At 59.2% G+C, this 21,883-nt stretch carries 19 protein-coding genes and 1 tRNA gene; 9 read left to right on the top strand and 11 right to left on the bottom strand.

Annotation, left to right across the window (positions count from 1 at the left end; translation table 11 throughout):
• Nucleotides 1-8 precede the first annotated feature (8 nt).
• Both ACYJRZ_RS12165 and ACYJRZ_RS12160 read right to left on the bottom strand, forming a co-directional pair.
• Nucleotides 9-236 carry a hypothetical protein gene (locus ACYJRZ_RS12165; RefSeq protein WP_459459187.1) on the bottom strand — a complete coding sequence of 76 codons (228 nt, stop codon included), beginning with the start codon at nt 234-236 and terminating at the stop codon, nt 9-11.
• A 177-nt stretch (nt 237-413) separates the two neighbouring features.
• On the bottom strand, nt 414-1,430 hold the full coding sequence (locus ACYJRZ_RS12160) for a ketopantoate reductase family protein (protein ID WP_459459186.1): 1,017 nt from the start codon (nt 1,428-1,430) through the stop codon (nt 414-416).
• 309 nt (nt 1,431-1,739) lie between these two features.
• Here ACYJRZ_RS12160 and ACYJRZ_RS12155 point away from each other — a divergent pair, with 309 nt between their 5' ends.
• Genes ACYJRZ_RS12155 through ACYJRZ_RS12140 form a run of 4 tightly spaced genes read left to right on the top strand, consistent with a single transcriptional unit; the run spans nt 1,740 to nt 5,923 of the window.
• Nucleotides 1,740-3,188 carry a hypothetical protein gene (locus ACYJRZ_RS12155; RefSeq protein ID WP_459459185.1) on the top strand — a complete coding sequence of 483 codons (1,449 nt, stop codon included), beginning with the start codon at nt 1,740-1,742 and terminating at the stop codon, nt 3,186-3,188.
• Nucleotides 3,166-3,984 (top strand): hypothetical protein, encoded by an 819-nt coding sequence (locus ACYJRZ_RS12150; protein ID WP_459459184.1) that lies wholly within the window; start codon nt 3,166-3,168, stop codon nt 3,982-3,984. The genes ACYJRZ_RS12155 and ACYJRZ_RS12150 overlap by 23 nt, the downstream gene beginning before the upstream one ends.
• Nucleotides 3,984-4,916, top strand: coding sequence for a hypothetical protein (locus tag ACYJRZ_RS12145; RefSeq protein WP_459459183.1), 933 nt, complete (start codon nt 3,984-3,986; stop codon nt 4,914-4,916). Before ACYJRZ_RS12150 ends, ACYJRZ_RS12145 begins: the two co-directional genes overlap by 1 nt.
• The gene (locus tag ACYJRZ_RS12140) at nt 4,910-5,923 is read left to right on the top strand and encodes an OmpA family protein (RefSeq protein ID WP_459459595.1); all 1,014 of its coding nucleotides are present in this window, start codon (nt 4,910-4,912) and stop codon (nt 5,921-5,923) included. The genes ACYJRZ_RS12145 and ACYJRZ_RS12140 overlap by 7 nt, the downstream gene beginning before the upstream one ends.
• A gap of 17 nt (nt 5,924-5,940) precedes the next feature.
• Here the strand turns inward: ACYJRZ_RS12140 and ACYJRZ_RS12135 are convergent, their stop codons facing one another.
• On the bottom strand, nt 5,941-7,563 hold the full coding sequence (locus ACYJRZ_RS12135) for an ABC-F family ATP-binding cassette domain-containing protein (RefSeq protein WP_459459182.1): 1,623 nt from the start codon (nt 7,561-7,563) through the stop codon (nt 5,941-5,943).
• A 375-nt stretch (nt 7,564-7,938) separates the two neighbouring features.
• On the opposite strand from ACYJRZ_RS12135, the gene ACYJRZ_RS12130 reads away from it, so the two are divergent.
• Complete coding sequence (locus tag ACYJRZ_RS12130) at nt 7,939-8,994, top strand: alpha/beta hydrolase (protein WP_459459181.1); 1,056 nt, start codon at nt 7,939-7,941, stop codon at nt 8,992-8,994.
• 113 nt (nt 8,995-9,107) lie between these two features.
• Here ACYJRZ_RS12130 and ACYJRZ_RS12125 read toward each other — a convergent pair whose 3' ends face one another.
• The gene (locus tag ACYJRZ_RS12125; RefSeq protein ID WP_459459180.1) at nt 9,108-10,037 is read right to left on the bottom strand and encodes an acyltransferase family protein; all 930 of its coding nucleotides are present in this window, start codon (nt 10,035-10,037) and stop codon (nt 9,108-9,110) included.
• Between ACYJRZ_RS12125 and ACYJRZ_RS12120 the strand changes: the two genes are divergently transcribed.
• Nucleotides 10,038-10,262 (top strand): hypothetical protein, encoded by a 225-nt coding sequence (locus ACYJRZ_RS12120; RefSeq protein WP_459459179.1) that lies wholly within the window; start codon nt 10,038-10,040, stop codon nt 10,260-10,262.
• Nucleotides 10,263-10,377: 115 nt separating this feature from the next.
• Here ACYJRZ_RS12120 and ACYJRZ_RS12115 read toward each other — a convergent pair whose 3' ends face one another.
• From ACYJRZ_RS12115 to ACYJRZ_RS12095, 5 genes are all read right to left on the bottom strand, one after another.
• A complete protein-coding gene (locus ACYJRZ_RS12115; protein WP_459459178.1) occupies nt 10,378-11,112 on the bottom strand; it encodes a phosphotransferase enzyme family protein in 735 nt (244 codons plus the stop codon).
• A gap of 217 nt (nt 11,113-11,329) precedes the next feature.
• Nucleotides 11,330-15,127 (bottom strand): vitamin B12-dependent ribonucleotide reductase, encoded by a 3,798-nt coding sequence (locus ACYJRZ_RS12110; RefSeq protein WP_459459177.1) that lies wholly within the window; start codon nt 15,125-15,127, stop codon nt 11,330-11,332.
• A gap of 771 nt (nt 15,128-15,898) precedes the next feature.
• The gene (gene gpt / locus ACYJRZ_RS12105; protein ID WP_015339639.1) at nt 15,899-16,396 is read right to left on the bottom strand and encodes a xanthine phosphoribosyltransferase; all 498 of its coding nucleotides are present in this window, start codon (nt 16,394-16,396) and stop codon (nt 15,899-15,901) included.
• Nucleotides 16,397-16,711: 315 nt separating this feature from the next.
• Nucleotides 16,712-17,557 carry a universal stress protein gene (locus tag ACYJRZ_RS12100; protein ID WP_459459176.1) on the bottom strand — a complete coding sequence of 282 codons (846 nt, stop codon included), beginning with the start codon at nt 17,555-17,557 and terminating at the stop codon, nt 16,712-16,714.
• 115 nt (nt 17,558-17,672) lie between these two features.
• Complete coding sequence (locus ACYJRZ_RS12095) at nt 17,673-18,446, bottom strand: competence/damage-inducible protein A (protein WP_459459175.1); 774 nt, start codon at nt 18,444-18,446, stop codon at nt 17,673-17,675.
• A 242-nt stretch (nt 18,447-18,688) separates the two neighbouring features.
• Here ACYJRZ_RS12095 and wrbA point away from each other — a divergent pair, with 242 nt between their 5' ends.
• Nucleotides 18,689-19,288, top strand: a complete 600-nt coding sequence (wrbA, locus tag ACYJRZ_RS12090; RefSeq protein WP_459459174.1) for an NAD(P)H:quinone oxidoreductase type IV — start codon at nt 18,689-18,691, stop codon at nt 19,286-19,288.
• Nucleotides 19,289-19,367: 79 nt separating this feature from the next.
• On the opposite strand, the gene ACYJRZ_RS12085 is transcribed toward wrbA, so the two are convergent.
• Nucleotides 19,368-19,453, bottom strand: a tRNA-Leu gene (locus tag ACYJRZ_RS12085).
• 88 nt (nt 19,454-19,541) lie between these two features.
• A complete protein-coding gene (locus tag ACYJRZ_RS12080; protein ID WP_459459173.1) occupies nt 19,542-19,883 on the bottom strand; it encodes a hypothetical protein in 342 nt (113 codons plus the stop codon).
• Nucleotides 19,884-20,239: 356 nt separating this feature from the next.
• Here ACYJRZ_RS12080 and ilvA point away from each other — a divergent pair, with 356 nt between their 5' ends.
• Complete coding sequence (gene ilvA / locus ACYJRZ_RS12075; RefSeq protein ID WP_459459172.1) at nt 20,240-21,490, top strand: threonine ammonia-lyase; 1,251 nt, start codon at nt 20,240-20,242, stop codon at nt 21,488-21,490.
• Nucleotides 21,491-21,527: 37 nt separating this feature from the next.
• Entirely contained in the window at nt 21,528-21,866 is a 339-nt protein-coding gene (locus tag ACYJRZ_RS12070) for an HlyU family transcriptional regulator (protein WP_459459171.1), read from the top strand.
• Nucleotides 21,867-21,883 lie beyond the last annotated feature (17 nt).

Here is a 21,883-nt window from a genome sequence, read left to right as displayed (position 1 = left end):
GTGAAATCTCAGAGGTAATGCAGCACGATGAACAGCTCAAGAGCGCCGAGCAGCAAGCCGAAGGCGAGCATAGCCTGAAAGGTGCGCTTTTCCTGGACCTGGCGCGAGCGAGGTTGGTTCTTGCGCGGTCGTTTCGTTGTTTCAGCTGACACCGGAATGCGATGGTGCTTCTCGTCGCTGTTATGAACGAGGACGCGGATGGATTCCGTGAGATTGGGTGCGTGCGTGTCGAGCATGGGATCTGTCTCCATATTCCACCGCAAGCGTAACGCCGGCCCTCATAGGAAATCCATTCGGGGCCAAAGACGAAGAAGTAAGTGAGATATAAAGAGCCGCCCTGCACGGATTTCCTTCGGGAGCAGATTTGTGAAATCGCTGCCGGGCGGCGGAAAATCCGCTTGAGATCGCGTCGCTTATTCGGCGCTTTGCTGGTTCTTGCAGTCGAGCTGCGTCACCAGCGCCAGGATGGTCGCCGAGACCGGCGTCGGCACATTTGCGAGCTTGCCGAGGGAAACGACGACACCGACGAGGGGCGTGATTTCCAGCGCCTTGCCGGCAAGCAGATCCTGCAGCATCGAGGTGCGTACAGGGCCGATCTGACGGGAACGCTCAAGACGTTCCTCCACGGACATGGCGATGTGCGATCCCAATGCTTCGGCAACCGCTTTCACCTCGCTCATCACCTGGCCAACCATGGTCGCAAGCGCGGGATCCTCCATGATATCGGACATCAAACCGCGGGTGAGCGCGCTGATCGGATTGAAGGCGGCGTTGCCCATGAGCTTGCTCCAGATATCGTCGCGTATGCGCGAGGAAATGGAGACATTGACGCCGGCCCGCTGCAGCAGTGCTGCGATGGCTTCGATATCGCCCGTCGTCTCGCCGGAAGGCTCGCCAAGAATGAAATGTCCGTTGTTGGCGAGTTTGACCTCGCCGGGTGCGACGACCTCCGCTCCCTGATAAGCAACGCAACCTATGACTCGCTCCGGCCCGATCAAGCGCCAGAGATCGCCGTTCGGATCGAGCTCTTCCATCTGGTATTCAGCATGGCCGCTCTGACGGTCCCGGTGGAAATACCACCACGGAATGCCGTTGAGTACCATGACGACACGGGTGCCGGAATGCAGCAGTTTCGCAATACCCGGAGCGGCTGCGGCAAGCTGATGACCTTTGAGGCCGGTGATGACGAGATCCTGTGGCGGCAATTCTCCCGCATCGGAGGTTGCGGTCATCTGCGCAACGAGGGGACTGTCCGCATCCGCCTCCCAGAGGCTTATGCCGCCCGCGCGAATGGCCTCCAGATGGGCTCCGCGCGCCACGACGGAAACCTTGGTCTGGCTCTCTTCGGAGGAGGCGAGCTTGGCGGCAATCGCACCGCCGAGCGCGCCGGCGCCGTAGACACAGATGTTCTTGAAGGGGGAGGGCGTCATGATTTGATGCTCCGAACGAGACCGCATGCCTGCCAAGATAAGGCGAGACCATGATTTGGTGAGTGGTTTATCAGATTGCTGGCAATTGATACGGAAAAATCACCGGGCCTTTCGGCACCACAGGTCTCTCGCAATTCACCACGCTTGTCCGGTTTGAGTAAGAGGTTTTTCGTCCGACATGGGCTTGGGCTAGTCTTTACCACAATCGCATCCTAACTTCGGCTAGATCGCTCTGGACCGTGGACAACCGGTGCGATATCGATTTCTCAATTGTCCTTTCTAAGTTGATGAATTCGCCGGGGAAGATCGTTGCGTTTCGAAGCCCTCAACCGTCTCTGGGATAGTGTTCGGGAGACCAGCCATGATTTCCGCGCCTCGACGGATGTGTTTCCCGTCGTCGATATCGAAAAACTAGGCACGACCCTCGACCTGAAGGAGAAGGGTGCGGCTGCCGGGCGTCAGAACCGGCCGCCGGCTGATGCTCAGTCGTATGACGAGACCGAACAGCGCATCGTCGCCTGGGTCGAGGCGGAGAAGAAAAGCTCCTACCAGATCCTTGAAGACCAGTTCCAGACCTTCGACAGCCGCTTGCGCAACCTCGATTTCGAGGGCCAGTTCGGGCTGATCCGCCAGGCGAACGCGTCAAGCGTTTCGGATTTCAAGGCGGAAGTGGCAAGCGGCGTCGACGAGCTGCATGGCCTGCGCCGCAATCTGAAAACCGCCGAGGATGAAATGGTGAGCTTCAAGGCCAGGCACAAGCTGCAGCGGGCCGCCAAGGTTTCAAGCAGGGCAGCCTGGGGCTTCAAGGTCTCGCTGATCGTCTTCCTCGTGCTCATCGAAATGGTGATGAACGGCAGCTTTCTTGCTAAGGGAAGCGAGCAGGGTCTCGTCGGTGGTGTAACCGAGGCTGCCGCCTTCGCCTTCCTGAATATCGGCATGGCGTTGATATTCTCTTTCTTCTGCGTTCGCTTTCTGGTGCATCGCTCCTTTGCATTGAAGCTGCTCGGCCTGCTGGGGCTTATCGCCTATGTCGCCGTGGCTTTGGGCATCAATATTGCGCTGGCACATTATCGCGAGGTCTCCGCGACGATCCTGAGCGGAGCCGGTGCCGAGGTGATCCAGCGGCTCAAGACCGCGCCGCTCGGGCTGCAGGAGCTGAACTCCTGGATGCTCTTTGCCATCGGTCTGATGTTCTCGCTCGTCGCCTTCATCGACGGCTGCTATCTGACCGATCCCTATCCCGGCTTTGCCGGCGTGCAGAAGCGCCTTGATGCGGCGAGGGACAGTTACATCGACCGCAAGTTTGATTTGATCGAAGATCTCCGCGAGATCCGCGACGACCACAATAGCAAGATCGAGGAGATCATCCGCGACCTCTCGCTGCGCCGTCAGGAAACGGCTGCCATCATCGCGCATCGCGCCAGGACCGCGGGTCTCTTTGCCGAACACCAGAACCATCTCGAGCGTGCCGCCAATGTGCTGCTCACCTCTTATCGCGATGCGAACCGGGCCGCGCGCACCGAGCCGGAGCCGTCATACTTCAAAGCCGCTTACAAGATGGAGCGCCTGACGCCCGTTATTCGCACGGAAGAGGAATGGGACGACAAGGTATTGGGCTCGCGCATCCAGAGTGCCCAGGCGGAGCTTTCGGAGCAGATCAAGCGGATTGGTGACGAATTCGAGCGCGCCATCGAGAAATACCATCAGCTCGACAATCTTTTCCCGGAGAGCATCCTTGGCGCGACGCAAGCGGCGTAGCCGGCGCGGCGGATCCGCCGGTCTCATCATCGCAACGGTTTGTCTCGCCGTCCTGTCCCTCGGGATCGTCGGCGCCTATGGCTGGCTGCGCTACAAGGCAAGCGGCAATGTCGCCGTCGATCAGGCGTCTCTCTGCCCGTTGGACGGCGCGAAGGCGGAAACGGCCATTCTGCTCGATGTCACCGATCCGATATCAGATACGACGGCACTCGATCTGCGCAACGAGTTCCAGAAGATCGTCGCGGACGTGCCGATCGGCGGCGCCATCGATATCTATGCGCTTACCGAGAAGGAAGGGGAGCTGATCCAGACCTTCCACGGCTGCAACCCGGGAAGCGGCGCGAGCGTCGATGAATGGACCAGCAATCCGCGCTTGGCGCAGGCGCGCTGGGAGAAGGGTTTCCAGAAGCCGCTCGCCGATATCGCCGGCAAGCTGACCGCGGGCGAGTCCGGCCGGCTTTCGCCGATCATGGCCGCCATCCAGAAGATCAACCTGGAAGTCTTCGCCAATGCGCCGGGCGGCATCTCGAAGCGCCTCTACATCGCTTCCGACATGATCGAGCATACGACCGCCTTCTCCAACTACCGGGATGGCGTCTCCTATCAAAAATACCTGCAAAGCCCGGCAAACGAACGTTTCCGCACCTCATTGAATGGCGTCACGGTCAAGATCCTTGCCTTTCAAAGGCCCAACATGAAGTTCAGCATGGAGGATCTTGCGAATTTCTGGGCGCAATGGATCAAGAACAGCAACGGTGATTTTGGCGGCTTCGTGCGGCTGGAGGGGATACGCTGATGGCCGATACCGACGCCAGATATCTCATCCGCGATTACGGGCCGCTGGTGCTTTTCGCCTTCATCACCGTGGGCGGCATGATCTTCATCTGGTCGTCGAAGCTCATGGGGTGGTCACTGCCCATCGTGACCGGTGTGCCGCTGGTGTTGATGGGGATCTACTTCATCGTATCGCTGGCCGTTGCCGGGTTCCGGCTGCACAATGAGCAGGCGGGCGATAACCTCTATTACATGGGTTTCCTCTTCACCCTGTCGAGCCTCGGCGTATCGCTCTATCTCTTTGCCGGCGAAACATCGATCGAGACCATCGTCCGCAATTTCGGCATCGCCGTCACTTCGACCATTGCCGGCGTGACGCTGCGCATCCTCTTCAACCAGATGCGGCGCGACCCGATCGACATCGAGCGCAGCGTCCGCCACGAGCTTGCCGAGATGACGCGGCGCGTGCGCACCGAACTCGACTCGTCGTCGCGCGAATTCTCGCATTACCGGCGCGTCAGCAACCAGATGCTGTCGGAAGGATTCGAGGAGATCGCACGGCAGGCCGAGCGCAATGGTCAGGAGATCAACAAGATCCTGGAATTGCTGGCGAAGCAAGCAGTGACCCCAATCAATGACGCCGCCGCGCAGCTGACGGCGACGACCTCGCAGCTGTCCGAGATCATCGGCACGTTCGGTACCGCTGTCGAGAATGTCGGCAAAAAGCTCGAGGAGATCCGTGCGCCGGAAGATGTGGTGCGGGCCGAGCTGGCACCGGCGATCGCCGCCATCAAGGAGATGTCGGAGGCGCAACTACAGCCATTGCGCAATATCGAGCTGGCGCTCGGCCGGATGGCCGAAGCGATGGGGCAGACGCCGCTGCCGAAGGCCGACGGTGATATCGCTGCCGAGCCTACGGCTCTGGCGCGAAAACGCTGGTGGCATCTATGGTAGCAGGAGGCTCGGACAACAAGCCGAAACTGGAGCACAAGGGCTATAATCGTGGCCTCATCCTTGGCCTGACGATGGCCGAATCCATGCTGCTTCTGGTTTTCTGCCTGCTGCTCGTGGCCGCCGCCATGATTTCCGCTGAGAGAAATAAGCGCTATGAAGTCGAGCGGAAGCTTGAGAAGGCCGAGCAGCAAGTCGCGGTGCTGGAAAAGAAGCGAGCGGAGCAGGCGGCTGAGATCGTGCTTCTCCAGTCCAAGGTCGTCTCCGGCGATCTCTCCGCTGCCGACAAGGCCGTGGTGGACAAGCAATGGCGGGAGCTGGTGCTGGCGAAGGAGACACTTGACAGCATGGCGGATCAGGGCGCGACAACGGCCGATCTGCAATCGCTTTCCAAGGTTGCCGCCGTTCTGAAGGAGCATGGTGTTTCGCTGGCGGCAGCACCCGATGAGGTCAACAAGCTCTTGGCCGGCAACGCGGGCGGGAAGGGCGCACACGACTGGCCGCCCATCATCAATCTCGACGATGCCAAGAAGAACTATTTCCAATCGGGCAGCGCTGAACTGACAGGCACCTTCGCCCAGCTTCTGAGCACGACCATCACCGATGAAATCGCCAGCAATCTGAGCCTCTATGGCGCCAATATCGTCGAAGTGATCGGCCACACCGACGAGCAACCGGTGGCGCGCGAAAAATCCAATCTCGACGATACGATCATCGGCGCAATGGACGGCAAGCTGCCGGTCTCCGCCCTGCTGCCGGCCGACAATGCCGGGCTTGGCCTTGCCCGCGCCATTGCCGTTGCCAATGTGCTCAAGGCCAATCCGAAGCTGAAGGATGCCACCATCCTGCCGATGTCCGCCGCGCAGCTCATCTTGCCCGGCGATACCGTCACCTCGGGCCAGCGCGGCGCCGTCGAGGCGCGACGCCGCATTGAAATCCGTGTGCGCGGCAGGACGGCACCCGTCGCCGTCATCAATGCCGGTGCCGCACCGTCAGTGAATACGCAATAGCGCCAATTTGGTAAGCATCAGCTGCTGAGGCCAGGCGCCTCATAGCCGGTGCGCTCGACATACTCAGTGTAGCCGCCGGGATATTGATGGATGCCGTCGGGCGTCAGTTCCAGGACGCGATTGGAGAGTGCGGCCAGGAAATGCCGATCGTGCGAGACGAACAGCATCGTGCCCTCATATTGCGACAGCGCCTGGATGAGCATCTCCTTCGTGTCGAGATCGAGGTGGTTGGTCGGCTCGTCGAGCACCAGGAGGTTCGGCGGATCGAAGAGCATGATCGCCATCACGAGCCGCGCCTTCTCGCCGCCCGATAGCACCCGGCATTTCTTTTCGATATCGTCGCCGGAAAAGCCGAAGCAACCAGCCAGCGCCCGCAGCGAGCCTTGGCCTGCCTGCGGAAAGTCATGTTCTAGTTGCTGAAATACGGTGCGCTCTCCATCCAGCAGATCCATGGCGTGCTGGGCGAAATAGCCCATCTTGACGCTGGCGCCGAGATTGACACTGCCTTCATCCGGCTCTGCTGCGCCTGCCACCAGCTTGAGCAGGGTGGATTTGCCGGCGCCATTGATGCCCATGATGCACCAACGCTCGCGGCGGCGTACCATGAAATCCAGCCCTTCATAGATGCTGCGGCTGCCATACTTCTTATGGACGTTCTTCAGCACGGCCACGTCTTCGCCGGAGCGCGGCGCCGGCTGGAATTCGAAGGCGACGGTCTGTCGACGCTTCGGCGGCTCGACGCGATCGATCTTTTCCAGCTTCTTCACGCGGCTTTGCACCTGCGAGGCATGCGAGGCGCGCGCCTTGAAGCGTTCGATAAACTTGATTTCCTTGGCGAGCATGGCCTGCTGGCGCTCGAACTGCGCCTGCTGCTGCTTCTCGTTCTGCGCGCGCTGCTGCTCGTAGAATTCATAATCGCCGGAATAGCTGGTGAGATTGCCGGCATCGATTTCGATGATCTTGGTGACGATGCGGTTCATGAACTCGCGGTCGTGCGAGGTCATCAGCAACGCGCCTTCGTAGCCCTTCAGGAAGGATTCGAGCCAGATCAGGCTTTCGAGATCCAGATGGTTGCTCGGCTCGTCAAGCAGCATGACGTCGGGGCGCATCAACAGGATGCGGGCAAGTGCCACACGCATCTTCCAGCCGCCAGAGAGCGCGCCGACATCGCCGTCCATCATCTCCTGGCTGAAGCTCAGACCCGCGAGCACTTCACGGGCGCGGCCTTCAAGCGCATAGCCGTCGAGTTCCTCATAGCGTGCCTGCACCTCGCCATAGCGCTCGATGATCTCATCCATCCTGTCAGCCTGATCCGGATCGCTCATCGCAGCTTCCAGCTCGCGCAACTCGGCAGCCACCGTGCTCACGGGGCCGGCGCCCTCCATGACTTCCGCGACGGCACTGCGCCCCTCCATCTCACCGACATCCTGATTGAAGTAGCCGATGCTGACGCCCTTATCGACGGAAACCTGCCCTTCATCGGGCTGCTCCTGGCCGGTAATCATCCGAAACAGCGTCGTCTTGCCGGCGCCGTTCGGGCCGACAAGCCCGACGCTCTCGCCCCTGTTGAGCGCAGCGGATGCCTCGATGAAGAGGATACGATGGCTGTTCTGCTTGCTGATATTTTCGATACGAATCATGGTTACGCGAGGCCCGAAGAAAGTTTTTCGGGGGCCTTATGCCACGGGTCGGGCGCTCTGTCGCAGGTTTTCGAGCGGAGATGTGAGATCAACAGCGAACTGACGTTCAAGGGCGACAATTTCCGGCAAGCCTATTTGCCATGCGGAAAAGAATTCTTTGCCGGGACGACGGATTCTGGCCCACGTGCCCGTTCAATCACCATGGCTTCCGGCAGGACCGGCGCACCTTGGATCGCCGGCCGTCTTCAGCTCGGTTGGAAGCTGCTGTATTCATTGTCATCCATCTCAGCCGAGTTTTTACAGATGAAGATTCTGCGAAGCATTCAGGGCCGGGTTTTCTTCCGACTGTCAATTGCAGCATTGGTCGCAATCGGTATGTCAAGCGAAGCTCAATTAGCCAATGCCGCCTCCCAGCACGCGCGGCTCTACGAGCCGGTCAAGCAGGTCGCGGATCAACGCCTGCTCATCGACACGCCTGATGGCAAAGGGGAGTTGCCCGTTTACGCCGATCACGCGATCGAGGCGGCGTCGCCCGACGTGACGAAGGTGCTGATCATAATTCACGGCACGCTCCGAAACGCCGATGCCTACTACGCGGCCGGAGAGGAACTGCTTGCGAAGGCAGGCGATCTTGCCGATGGAACGATGGTGGTCGCGCCGCAATTCCTGATAAGGCCTGACGTGGATGCGTTTTCGCTGAATGCGCAGACACTCGCCTGGACGCAGAATGGCTGGAAAGGCGGAGAACCCGCGCGCCAGCCGGCGCCGATTGGTTCGTTTGCCGCGCTCGATGCCCTGCTCAAGCACTTCGCCGATCGCCGCCTGTATCCATCGCTGAAGACCATCGTCGTGATGGGGCATTCGGCGGGAGCGCAATTGGTCCAGCGCTATGCCGTGGTCGGAAGAGAGGTCGAAGATTTGACGAGCGCCGGCATCTCCGTCCGCTATCTCGTCGCCAATCCTTCAAGCTATCTTTATTTCGACAATGAACGGCCGGCCTTGCCGGATCAGCAAGCCGGATTGGTCGCTTGTCCGAAGGCGACGCAATGGCGCTATGGTCTGATAGGCGCACCGCCTTACGTGTCCACGCAGGATCCAAAACTCCTCGAAACCAGATATGCCTCGCGCAATGTCGTCTATCTGCTGGGGCAGGCGGACACCAATCCCTATACCCACTTCATTGACCGTTCCTGCGGAGCAATGGCGCAGGGACCCTATCGGCTTGCGCGCGGGTTGACTTATTTCGACTATATGACAAAGCGGCATCCATCCGGTTTGAATCAGAAGGTGGTCGAGGTGCCGGGTGTGGGACATAACGATGAAAAGATGTTCACTTCGGATTGCGGCATTGCAGTTCTGTTCGATCGGCCGATCCCGCAAGCTTGCCCTATCATCGAAAGCACAGCGAAAATATCCGGAGGGACGCCGTAAGCATCGTTGAGCGACCAATCCCGGCCCTGGCGTCTCAAAAATGTGCGGCGGCTTCGTGCTAAAGGCGAATCTCAAAGACCGCAATGCAGTCTACGCCACCACCCAATCCGTTCTCATCCGTCAGCGGCAATTGCCGGACGTGGGCGCGACGATCGCATTTTGCGCTGGATTGGGCGTTCGATACACCAATAGCAAACGATAGCGAAGGCAAGCGATCCCAGTGCGATCAAGGCAGGTTGCATGCCATGCGGGATTCCGATGCGTAAAAGCAGGGCAGTAACCATGATGCCGGTCAACACATGCCAAAGGTAGATGGAATAGGAGGCGTCCCCCAGGAAATGCAGGAATGCCAGCTGCGGCACGCCTCGCTCCCGCTCCGCGAAAACGGCGCCGGACAACAGCAGCACCGCCGGCAAACCCCAACGGATCGCCCGTTCCAAATGGGGTAGCGGATCGCTTGCCACAAGCAGCACGAATCCTGCGATCAATAAGCCCACTGCGGCGGGAAAAGGCAGCCGATATCCCTGCTTCCACAGATGCCCGATGACGATTCCGGCGGCAAATTCCAGAATGATCGGCTGCGTAAAGATGGCGGCATATCCGGTGGGCAGCAGGAAATGCGCAACGACGATGGCGCTCAAGGCCGCGATCAGGAACCATAGCCGGCGGAACTCCGGCAGGAGCAATGAAACTGAAAAGATAAGATAGAAGAACATCTCGTAGGACAGGGTCCAGCCCTGCTCGACGACGGGATGGAGTGCTTCATCTTTGACGATAGGCACGAAAAGCAGCGAACCCAGCAGGTTGCCGATGCTCGAATTCGTGTCGAAGAAGAATTGCGGTTTCAAAACGGCCACGGTGAATGTTGTCAATGTCGCAATCCAGTAAAGCGGCACGATCCTGATAATCCGGCGCCACATGAATTCCTGCGGGCCGATCGGTTTTCCAACCGTCGTAACCCACATGATGAAGCCGCTGATGACGAAGAATATATCGACCCCCGCCGCCCCGATCTTGAAGTTCAGGCCGTATGTTTCGCTCACATGAAAGCAAAGAACGGAGATCGCCGCGATGGCGCGCAGATACTGGATGCTCTTGATATCGCTGCCGGTTTTCAGGATGGTGCCTCCTGCGACTGGACCACTATCGCCGATGCGCTGATGGCCGATCTAGCAATAGAATGCGTCGAAAGGCCGGACACCTATGCGGCACGGCGCGGAAGTACGGCAGATATAGCTGACAACGACAATTTCAATCAAAATGGATGATTTTCCGCCATTTCGTGCCCGAAATCGGGACATCCGAGGTGATGTGGCATGAACGGCGATTCAGCTAAAAAGCGTCTCCCCACGGGCAAGGCACCGGCAATTCCGTCGAAGCCCATCAGACCGCTCGAACTTCGGCAAGCCGCTTGACCGCATATTCGTCCTGCCAGCAGGCGGCGGCTTCCCATGCCGCAAATGCCTGCGCGGCGATATAATAAGCACCATCGGTGAGATCGGCAGCGTTGTCGGGCAATACGAGATCAAGGTCCGGAACGTCGACATGTGACTCGTCCCAGTCGATCAACGCGACGCGATCTGCCGTCATGCGTATATTGCCAGGGTTGTTGGGATTTCCATGGACGACGCATGTCTGACGCCCGACGAGACGCGCCCACGCTGCTCGACATCGAGCAACACCTTCGGGCGGCATCGCGGCAAGATTGATCCTCGTTCCGGCTTCGGCATGCAGGAGGTCGGTCGACGATTTCCAGCCGGGCCGTTGAGGCCAGCCCTGCGTCAGCCGGTGCAGCTCGCGCAGGGTGTCGGCAACCCGACGCCAATCGGCCCCTGTCTCGGGCGGTCCGCCTTCTAAGTATTTCATTACCGTCAGGCCGTCTACGAACAGCCGGCCGTCCGTCGTCGGAATCGGCACAGGAACGGTCATGCCTTCATGATCGAGGTGCTGGAGCAGGGCGGTTTCCCAGCCAAGATCGGCGTCGGTTCTGGCACCGAGACGAGCGACGGCAATTCGCCCATGGATGCGAACGCTCCACACATCGTTGGCAACCCCACCTGTGAGTGGTTCGAGGCGAACTGCGTCTTCACCCCATTGCGCGAGTGCTTCCCATCCCATTGGCGATATCCTGGCGCGTGATTAATGCTTTGCCTGACTCATTTGTCCGCCGGCGCGGGCAATGCCAATGGTCAGGAGCTGCCATAATAGCGCCGAAACGAGTTCACCGGGTCATCGCGGACCCGGTGAACGTTTGTTTGCGTAATGACACCGACTTTGCGTCGAACGTAACGTCGATACGACGCAGTTCACATCATTCTATGCGATCAGCCAATACTCAGCTGCAGCCGCTCGTCGCGCCGCAGGTGTCGCACTTCTCGCAAGTTCCATTCCGGACCATCGTGAAGTTCTGGCACTCCGTGCACATGTTGCCGGTGTAGCCCTGCATGATGGAGCGGGCGCGGCGTTCGGATTCCAGCTTCTTGGCTTCCGTCTTGGCATTGGCAGCTTCGCTTGCCGCGTTGTCGCTGAAGAGGCTTGTCGCGGATTCTGAGATGACTTCCTCTGCGATCTCTTCGGCCAGTTCCTTCGCACGCTCCTCATAATCGCGCTTGAAGGCGACGACTTCGGAGGTCGAGACGGAGCTTGCCGGCTCCAGCTTGCGAACCGTGTTGCCGGCAAAGGCGGTTACGGTTGAAAGCGATGCGGCGCGAGCAGGGGCAGCCGTTGTCGAACCCTTGGCGTCTGCCGAACGCTCGCCCGATGTCGGAACCAGCGTCGGCTTGTAACCGCGGGTCAGGCCCTTGGAGACGACATCGGCCTTGCCTTCGGAAACGCCGCGGCCGAGCGCCGTGTTGTTGAAGTCCGAGGTGTCGACATGGGCAAGATCGTGACGGCCGAGATAGGAAATCGCCAGTTCGCGGAACACGTAGTCGAGGATCGACGTCGCGTTCTTGATGGCGTCATTGCCAGTCACGATGCCGGCCGGCTCGAACTTGGTGAAGGTGAAGGCGTCGACATATTCCTCGAGCGGCACGCCATACTGCAGGCCGAGCGAGACGGAGATCGCGAAGTTGTTGATGAAGGCGCGCAGAGCTGAGCCTTCCTTGTTCATATCAAGGAAGATTTCGCCGAGACGGCCGTCGTCATATTCGCCGGTGCGCAGGAAGATCGTGTGTCCGCCGATCTTGGCCTTCTGGGTGTAACCCTTGCGGCGGCTCGGCAGCTTTTCCTGCGTGCGGACGACCTTTTCGATCACGCGCTCGACGATCTTTTCCGTGATAGTGACGGCCTGTGCGGCTGCCGGCGCCTGCAGGAATTCCTCCAGCGCATCCTCGTCGCTGTCATCCTCGATCAGCGAGGCGTTCAGCGGCTGGCTGAGCTTGGAGCCATCGCGATAGAGCGCGTTGGCCTTGAGGCCGAGCTTCCAGGACAGCATGTAGGCGTTCTTGCAATCCTCGACGGTCGCTTCGTTGGCCATGTTGATCGTCTTGGAGATAGCGCCCGAGATGAAGGGCTGGGCTGCCGCCATCATGCGGATGTGGCTTTCGACCGAGAGGTAGCGCTTGCCGATCTTGCCGCAGGGGTTGGCGCAATCGAAGACGGCGAGGTGTTCGTTCTTGAGGAACGGAGCGCCTTCCAGCGTCATTGCACCGCAGACATGGATGTTGGCGGCTTCGATGTCCTTCTTGGAGAAGCCGAGATGGTCGAGCAGGTTGAAGCTCATATCGGCCATCTGCTCGTCGGAAACCTTCAGCGTGCCCTTCAGGAAGTCGGCGCCGAGCGTCCACTGGTTGAAGACGAACTTGATGTCGAAGGCGCTCTTGAGAGCGGCGTTGACGGCATCAACCTTCTCGGCGGTAAAGCCCTTGACCTTCAGCGTCGACGGGTTGATGGCCGGAGCCTGGTTCAGGTTGCCGTGGCCGACGGCATAGGCCTCGATTTCGGCGATCTGGCTTTCGGAATAGCCGAGCGTGCGCAGCGCTTCCGGAACGGCGCGGTTGATGATCTTGAAGTAGCCGCCGCCGGCGAGCTTCTTGAATTTCACCAGGGCGAAGTCCGGCTCGATGCCGGTCGTGTCGCAATCCATGACGAGGCCGATCGTGCCGGTCGGCGCGATGACGGTTGCCTGTGCGTTGCGATAGCCGTGCTTCTCGCCGAGTTCCAGCGCCTTGTCCCAGGCCGCTTTGGCATGGGCGACAAGATCCTGGTCCGGATTGTCGGCATGGATGAGCGCCACCGGATTGACCGACAGGTTCTCATAGCCCGAGGTCTCGCCATAGGCGGCGCGGCGATGGTTGCGGATGACGCGCAGCATGTTTTCGCGGTTCGGCTTGAACATCGGGAAGGTTCCGAGTTCGGAGGCCATTTCGGCCGAGGTCGCATAGGCGACACCGGTCATGATCGCGGTCAGCGAGCCGGCGATGGCGCGGGCTTCGTCCGAGTCATAGGGAATGCCAGACGACATCAGCAGGCCGCCGATATTGGCGTAGCCGAGGCCGAGCGTGCGGTATTCATAGGAGAGTTCAGCGATACGGCGCGAGGGGAACTGCGCCATCATCACGGAAACTTCGAGAACGACGGTCCAGAGGCGGACGGCGTGTTCGTAATCGGCAATGTTGATGCGCTTCGTCGCCGCGTCCTTGAAGGTCATCAGGTTCAGTGAAGCGAGGTTGCAGGCCGTGTCGTCGAGGAACATGTATTCCGAGCACGGGTTGGATGCGCGGATTGGGCCGGCAGCCGGGCTGGTGTGCCAGTCGTTCATCGTCGTGTTGAAGTGCAGGCCCGGATCGGCCGATGCCCAGGCGGCGTAGGAGATGGATTCCCAGAGGTCGCGGGCCTTCAGCGTCTTGACGACTTTGCCGTCCTTGCGGGCGGTCAGGTTCCAGTCACCATCATTCTCGACGGCGCGCAGGAAGTCATCCTTGATCGAGACCGAGTTGTTGGAGTTCTGGCCGGATACGGTCAGATAGGCTTCCGAATCCCAGTCCGTGTCGTAGGTCTTGAATTCAAGATCCTTGTAGCCCTGGCGAGCGAACTGGATGACGCGCTGGACGTAGTTTTCCGGAACCTGATCCTTCTTGGCAGCGCGGATCTCGCGCTTCAGGGCAGGGTTCTTGGCCGGGTCGAAGCAATCGTCATTGTCGCCTTCGCAATTGACCGTCGCCTTCATGATCGCCTTCAGGTGCTTGGCGACGATCTTGGAGCCGGTGACGAGGGCGGCAACCTTCTGCTCTTCCTTGACCTTCCAGTTGATATATTCCTCGATATCCGGATGGTCGATGTCCACGACCACCATCTTGGCGGCGCGGCGTGTCGTGCCACCGGACTTGATAGCGCCGGCAGCGCGGTCGCCGATCTTCAGGAAGCTCATCAGACCGGAGGAACGACCGCCGCCGGAAAGCTTTTCACCTTCGGCGCGCAGCATCGAGAAGTTCGAGCCGGTGCCGGAGCCGTACTTGAAGAGGCGAGCTTCGCGAACCCAAAGGTCCATGATGCCGCCTTCGTTGACCAGATCGTCCTCGACCGACTGGATGAAGCAGGCATGCGGCTGCGGATGCTCATAGGCCGACTTGGACTTGGTGAGCTTGCCGGTGAAGGGATCGACGTAATAGTGACCCTGGCCAGGGCCGTCGATGCCATAGGCCCAATGCATGCCGGTGTTGAACCACTGCGGCGAGTTCGGAGCCACGCGCTGGGTGGCGAGCATATAGGCGAGCTCGTCGCGGAAGGCAGACGCATCTTCCTCGGAGGAGAAATAGCCGCCCTTCCAGCCCCAATAGGTCCATGTGCCGGCGAGGCGGTCGAAGACCTGGCGCGCATCCGTTTCGGAACCGCTCTGCTGATCCTTCGGCAGATCCTTCATGGCGGCGTCGTCGGGCACGGAACGCCACAGGAAGGAAGGAACGTCGTTTTCCTCGACCTTCTTCAGCTTGGCGGGCACGCCGGCCTTGCGGAAATATTTCTGCGCCAGAATGTCGGCGGCGACCTGCGAGAACTGCGCGGGTACATCGATGTTTTCGAGGCGGAACACGATCGAACCGTCAGGATTCTTGATCTCACTCGTCGCCTTGCGGAATTCGATGTCCGCATAGGGTGACTGGCCGGCCTTCGTAAAACGACGTTCGATGCGCATGGTCCCGTATCCTTATTCGTTTGTGTGCCCGCAAGAAAATAGGGCGCAAAAATTCTCATTCCGGCATCGCGAATTCAACGCGCAGCCAGTCTCTGATCCGCTTTCTGACAGGAGGTGTCACCCGGAGATGTCTTTCCTGTATCTTGTGGTGATGGTGGCTGCAAACACTAAATATAGTATTAACAGCTTATTGCCGCCAGTCCCCGCATCTATTTTTTCGGCAGCATCAAGATCGGCACAAAAATTCTCGCGGCGGGCCACCTGCATAGGTGAATCGCCTTGAATCCAAATCCGATTTCGAATTGAGAACCAGCCCTCGTAACCCCGTCTGGTCCAGTCGCCGCCGCAACGTCGTCCATTAACTTTGAAAGACCCGATTCCGTCAAGGGGTGGTTCGTAACGGATTACTAACCACAATATCTTGTGGGCTTACCTGTGGAAACTGGGGAAACGCCAGTAGGTTAAGAGATTCAAGAGCTTGAGGAGGGATGCTCGCCCTTCATGCGACCGTTGGCGCAATAACTATTATCACCGCCGGTGTCGAAAGCGACAAAATTGTGACCGTGACCTCGATGCCATTGGCAGCGCTGCAAATTCATGCTGTGGCGCATCATGATTCGCGTGGAAACCCTTGAATCCCACGCATTCCTGCCAATGTGACGCCCCTAAATCTAGTGGGCGCCGTAGCGCCCACTTCTATTACCACTATTCGAATCATATTTAGGCATCGCGATCAGGTCGGGTCTGATTCGCGCGCCGATACCAGGCAGATCAGCCGCGGTGACCCTTGGCGATCGGCTCTTGATAGGTGAAACCCATGTCCCAGGGGAAGTAGATCCAGGTATCCTGGCTCACCTCGGTGATGAAGGTGTCGATGGTAGGAACGCCGGTCGGCTTGGCGTAGACGCAAGCAAAATGCGCCTTCGGCAGCAAGGCGCGAACTTCGAGGGCCGTCTTGCCAGTATCGGTGAGATCGTCGATGACAAGGACGCCTTCGCCGCCATTGACCGACAGTTCCGGTGCGATGCCCTTGAGCAGGTTCATTTCGCCCTGGCTGGAATAATCGTGATACGAGGCGACACAGACCGTTTCGATCAGCCGGATATTGAGCTCGCGAGAGATGATGGCGGCCGGCACGAGGCCGCCGCGGGTGATGCAGACGATTGCCTTGAATTCACGGTTGAGGCCGGCAAGCCGCCAGGCAAGCGCGCGCGCATCGCGATGGAATTGATCCCAGGATACGGGAAAGGCTTTATCGGGCAGGGACATGGCAGAAAGCTCCGGGGCATGGAATAATGACGCACCGGCGGCGCCGGCGACCCTGAGCAGACCCCGCGCCGGGCGCGGACCAAAAACCAAATCCGGAACGCGATTCGCTTGCTATCTGCTTGAACAGGATCTCATCCGGAATAAGCCTCGGCTTTTCGGGATCATGCCCCTTCGACCGCGCGAACGGTTCCCTGGCGGGAATTCTGTCATCGGTCGCTGCTTTCTGCTGGATTTGCGGGCAAAAGGCAAGACCTGCAGGGGGCGCAACCGGTGCACATTCACACCGATTGCCATAGGAATTGAGCTTTCAGCCGATCAGCGGGCCAGCAGCGTCATTGCCGTCATTGATTGCAGCAGGGTGCGCGTGGTGCCGCCGAAGATCATCTGCCACAGCCAGGAATGCGTATAGGCACCCATAACAAGCAGGTCGATGCTGTCGTCGGCCAACCGGTTTTCGATGACCTGCGACGGCGTCGACTTGCCGGTGCAGGCTGCCGTCTCGAACTTGGCGCGCACGCCATGGCGCGTCAGCGCCGCGGCTATCCGGACACCCGTTTCCTTGGACGGATGCGGGTCCTTTTCCGATGTGCTGACGGAAAGGATTTCGACCGAATCCGCGGCCTTGAGAAAAGGCAGCGCATCGAAGGTGGCCCGCGCCACTTCCTTTGAGCCGTTCCAGGCGATCAGCACGCGGCGGACCGGCTTCGGTTCCTTGAGAATGTAGGGGATTAGCAGAACCGGCCGGCCGCTGTCGAACAGGAAGGTTTCGACATCGACCTGCGTGTCGGCATATTTCGACGGATCCGGCTGCACGGCCACGAGGAGATCGGCGCTGCGGGCGCTTTCGATCAACGGCTCGGTGCCGTAACCGACCGAGCTGGCAAAGCTGTGCCATTCGTAATCGATGCCGGCGGCTTCCATCTTCGAGCGGAACACCCGTTCGATTTCGACCGCCTGATTATGGGCGACATCCTGAAGCGCCTGGACCGCAACAGGGTCCGGGATCTCCATTGGCGCCACCAGTGGCACAGTCGAGACAATTTCCGCATGAAGCCCGACGACATGGGCGCCGTGCTCCTTTGCGAGGGCGGCCGAAAACGCGGCAGCGATGCGCGTATTGTCGGGATTGTCGAGAACGGTCACTATCGTTTTGTAGGACATGAAGAGATCTCCCATGCGGAAGGGTTGGATCGGATCATGATATCAGCATTCCGCCATAAAATAATGTTCGGAATGGCCTCAGGGTTCCCTCGAAAGTACACACGCTCGTTGAATGTCAGGCGTCAGCCGACTGATTTTCCTTGGCTTTCGACTGCCGAATGACCTCGATCATCGCGCGTACTTCCGCTGCGACACTTTCGACTAGTTCCGCCGAGCGGCCTCTGACGACGATCTCGGTCGAGAAGAATTGGCCGACATAGCGCGGATAGGAACCGATGCTGGTATCGGGATGCGCCTTCTGGATGAGGCCGAGCGGCGTGCCGATCTCGCCTTCGCCGTAAGGGCAGGAAATCGCTGTTGATAGCACCTTTGCGCCAGTCCTTAGCGTCGGTATGACATTGTCGAGCATCGCCTGGAAAACCTGCGGCACGCCGGCCATGACGTAAACGTTGCCGATGTTGAAGCCGGGCGCAGTCGAGACCGGATTGGCGATATGCTTCGATCCCACGGGCATCCGGGCCATGCGCTGGCGAGCCTCGGTGAATTCCATCTCGCGCCGTGCATACATTTCGCCCATGATCCGCATGGCTTCGGCATCGTGCTCGCAGGGCACGCCGAATGCCTTGGCGACGGCATCGGCGGTGATGTCGTCATGGGTCGGGCCGATGCCGCCTGAGGTAAAGACGTAATCATACTGGCCGCGCAGGGCGTTCAGCGCGGAAACGATCGCATCCTCGTCGTCGGCCACGATGCGAACTTCCTTCAAGTCGATGCCGGCCATCAACAGCACATCGGCAAGATGGCCGATATTCTTGTCCTTGGTTCGGCCGGAGAGCAGTTCGTCGCCGATGGCCAGCATGGCGGCTGTGACAATGATTTCGTTCGACATGAAGATATCCAGGACAATGCGCAGTCGGCGCGTTCAAAACGGTCCGAGATAGGTAACGCTGTTTGCGGCGAATGCAAACGCTCGTTTTCGCGCGATCTCCTGTTCCGGCAGGGATATTGCAAATGAAATTCCGTCTACGCAGGATGAACAGTGCGTTCTGAGCGTGGGGGCTGCGCCCTTGTCGCATCGCTGATACAACATTCCCCGACATTCAACGCGTCCAACAAACGGGAGACGTTCTTATGGCTAAGGTTCTGGTTCTTTATTATTCTTCCTATGGTCACATCGAGAAGATGGCCTATGCCGTCGCAGAAGGTGCAAAGTCCACCGGTGCCGAAGTCACCGTCAAGCGCGTGCCGGAACTCGTTCCGGAAGAGGTCGCAAAGGCCTCTTATTTCAAACTCGATCAGGAAGCGCCGATCGCAACCCCGGACGAACTGGCAGAGTATGACGCCATCATCGTCGGCGCCGGCACGCGCTTCGGCACGGTTGCCTCGCAGATGCGCAATTTCTGGGATCAGACCGGCGGCCTCTGGTTCGGCGGTAAGCTCGTCGGCAAGGTCGGCTCGGTCTTCACCTCGTCCGCAACCCAGCACGGCGGCCAGGAATCCACCATCCTTGGCTTCATCCCGACGCTCTTGCACCACGGCATGGCCGTCGTCGGCCTCCCTTACGCCTTCCAGGGCCAAATGGGCACGGAAGAAGTCAAGGGCGGCTCGCCCTACGGCGCCTCCACCATCACCAACGGAGACGGCTCCCGCCAGCCCTCCGAAATCGAACTGGAAGCCGCAAAGTATCAGGGCGCGCATGTCGCCAAGATCGCTGCCAAGCTCACGGCTTGATTTGAATTCCACATATTGATTAAGAGAGGCGCGGCGAAAGCTGCGCCTTTTTCATTGGGATTTTGATGAAGTTTGATTTTGGTGCGGACGACGGGGGTCGAACCCGTACAGCCAAAGGCCGAGGGATTTTAAGTCCCTTGCGTCTACCAGTTTCGCCACGTCCGCGTCCCTTTCCCCATCAAGCACTTGAGCGATTCAGTCAAGGATTGTTTTGCAGGAAGGGACCGATCGGCGTGAGTCTGACATGCTCGGCTCAGTTACCCTTGAGAACGCTGACAAGTGCCGGTGTCACCTTCTTCTGTTGGAACATGGCCTTAAAATCGGCGTAGCTGATCTTTCCCGATACCACACCGTTCATCAGTCGCTGACAAAAGAGCCGCTTTGCGTCGCTTCGTTGAGATTTGACGTAGAAAGCGATTTCATCCAGTGTTTCCGGTGGCAGGCGCTGCGACATGCACTTGTCGATGACCTGCGCTCGTGCCGTCGGGCTTTCCTTCATAATGGGGATGTTCTTCTCGAAGCTTTTTTCCTGCGAGGCGCAGGAAGCAAGCATCGCAAGAGTGAAAGCGATTATAGCTGGGCGCATAAGGCGCATGACAATGTTCTCCCCTTGAGCAAAACTGGGATAAACATCTTTCGCGCGATTCTCAATCCTATGCACAAGTATAAGTTAATGCCTGTATGGATAAGCGAAGCCCGCCGGAGCCGACGGATCGGTTTTAGGGCGGGCCTCTAACCATCATCATGATGGCTGTGTCATATTGGACGCGGGGGGAGCTTGGCTGTCAACTCGCAGATTTAGGAGTTTCCGCAGTCAGGGGCATAAATAGTTAATGACGCGTCAGTGCGGCGAATATCGCCGTCACAGGTCCGAAAGCGCAATAAACAGGCTTTCTTTGCTCATCTTTCCTGTGCCATAGCGGAAGCTGATTGAAGAAGGACGGATAGACGGTGGACAAGCAGACTGTTCTCGAAGCCACAGAGGCCATGCGTGGCCTCTTTCCCGTAACGCCGCTGCAGCTGAACGAGCATCTCTCCGCCCACTATGGCGCCGATATCTGGCTGAAGCGTGAGGATCTCACGCCGGTCCGTTCCTACAAGATCCGCGGCGCCTTCAATTTCTTCCGTAAGGTGATTGCCGAGGGCGGTACGGGAAAGACTTTCGTCTGCGCCTCCGCCGGCAATCATGCACAGGGCTTTGCCTTCGTCTGCCGGCATTTCAAGGTGCCGGGCGTCGTCTATATGCCCGTGACGACGCCGCAGCAGAAGATCGACAAGACCCGCATTTTCGGCGGCGAGTTCATTACCATCAGGCTCTTCGGCGATTTCTTCGATCAGTGCTATCAGGCGGCCCGCGAGTATGTCGAACAGATCGATGGTGTTATGGTGCCGCCTTTCGATCACACCGATATCATCGAGGGGCAAGCGACGGTGGCGGCCGAAATCGCAGAGCAACTGCCTGATGGCGTTATCCCCGATCACGTCCTTCTTCCCGTCGGCGGCGGCGGCCTTGCGGCAGGGATCACCGGCTATTTTGCCGATAAGCTCCCCTGCGAGGCTTTCATCTTCGCCGAGCCTGCCGGCGCGCCGAGCCTGCGCCGCAGCATCGAGGCGGGGCAGGTGGTGACGCTCGCCAAGGTCGATAATTTCGTCGATGGCGCCGCCGTTGGCCGCATCGGCGAGCTGAACTTCGCCGCGCTGAAGAGCTTTGCGGCCGAGCAGGTCAAGCTCATCGAGGAAAACGCCATCTGCGTCACCATCACCGATATGCTGAATGTGGAAGGCGTGGTGCTGGAGCCGGCCGGCGCGCTGGCGATCACGGCGCTGGAAAAGCTCGATCGCGACGCCATCCGTGGCAAGACCATCGTTGCCGTCGTCTCCGGCGGCAATTTCGACTTCGAGCGCCTGCCTGACGTCAAGGAGCGCGCCATGCGCTATGCGGGCTTGAAGAAATACTTCATCCTGCGGCTGGCGCAGCGCCCCGGCGCGCTTCGCGATTTCCTCAACATGCTCGGGCCGGAAGACGATATCGCCCGCTTCGAATACTTGAAGAAGAGCGCCCGCAATTTCGGCTCTATCCTGATCGGCATCGAGACGAAGAATCCGGATAATTTCAAGCAGCTTATCGCCAATTTTGAAAGTTCCGGCATGGGCTACGAGGACATCACCGAAAACGAGATCCTGGCAAACCTGATCATTTGACTTTGCGACCCTGCAACCTTCATGCTAAAGGCGATCCATGGCTTCGTTCTTTTCAAATATCCTTTCGATCTTCACCGGTGGCGCATCGCAGGCTGGCACTGAAAAGTCCGGCGGCTCGACAGTTAACGTCGAGCCCCAAGTGCATGCCGGCTGCACGATCTATGCGACGCCGCAGCGCGAGGGCAATCAGTTCCGTCTCATGGGCCGGATCGAGAAGGATGTGAACGGCGAGATCCTGGTGCGCAATTTCATCCGCGCCGATGTCTTCAGCTCGTCCGACGATGCCGTGGAATCGACCTTCCGCAAGGGCCAGCAGATCATCGATCAGAACGGCGCCGGTCTCTTTGGCGACGGCGAAAAAGTCCGCCAGGTTTAATTGTCGGACGGTGCAGA

The sequence above is a fragment of the Rhizobium sp. No.120 genome, from assembly GCF_054558365.1.
Note: the sequence above shows the minus strand (reverse complement) of the source record. Positions and strands in the feature narration are given on the sequence as shown.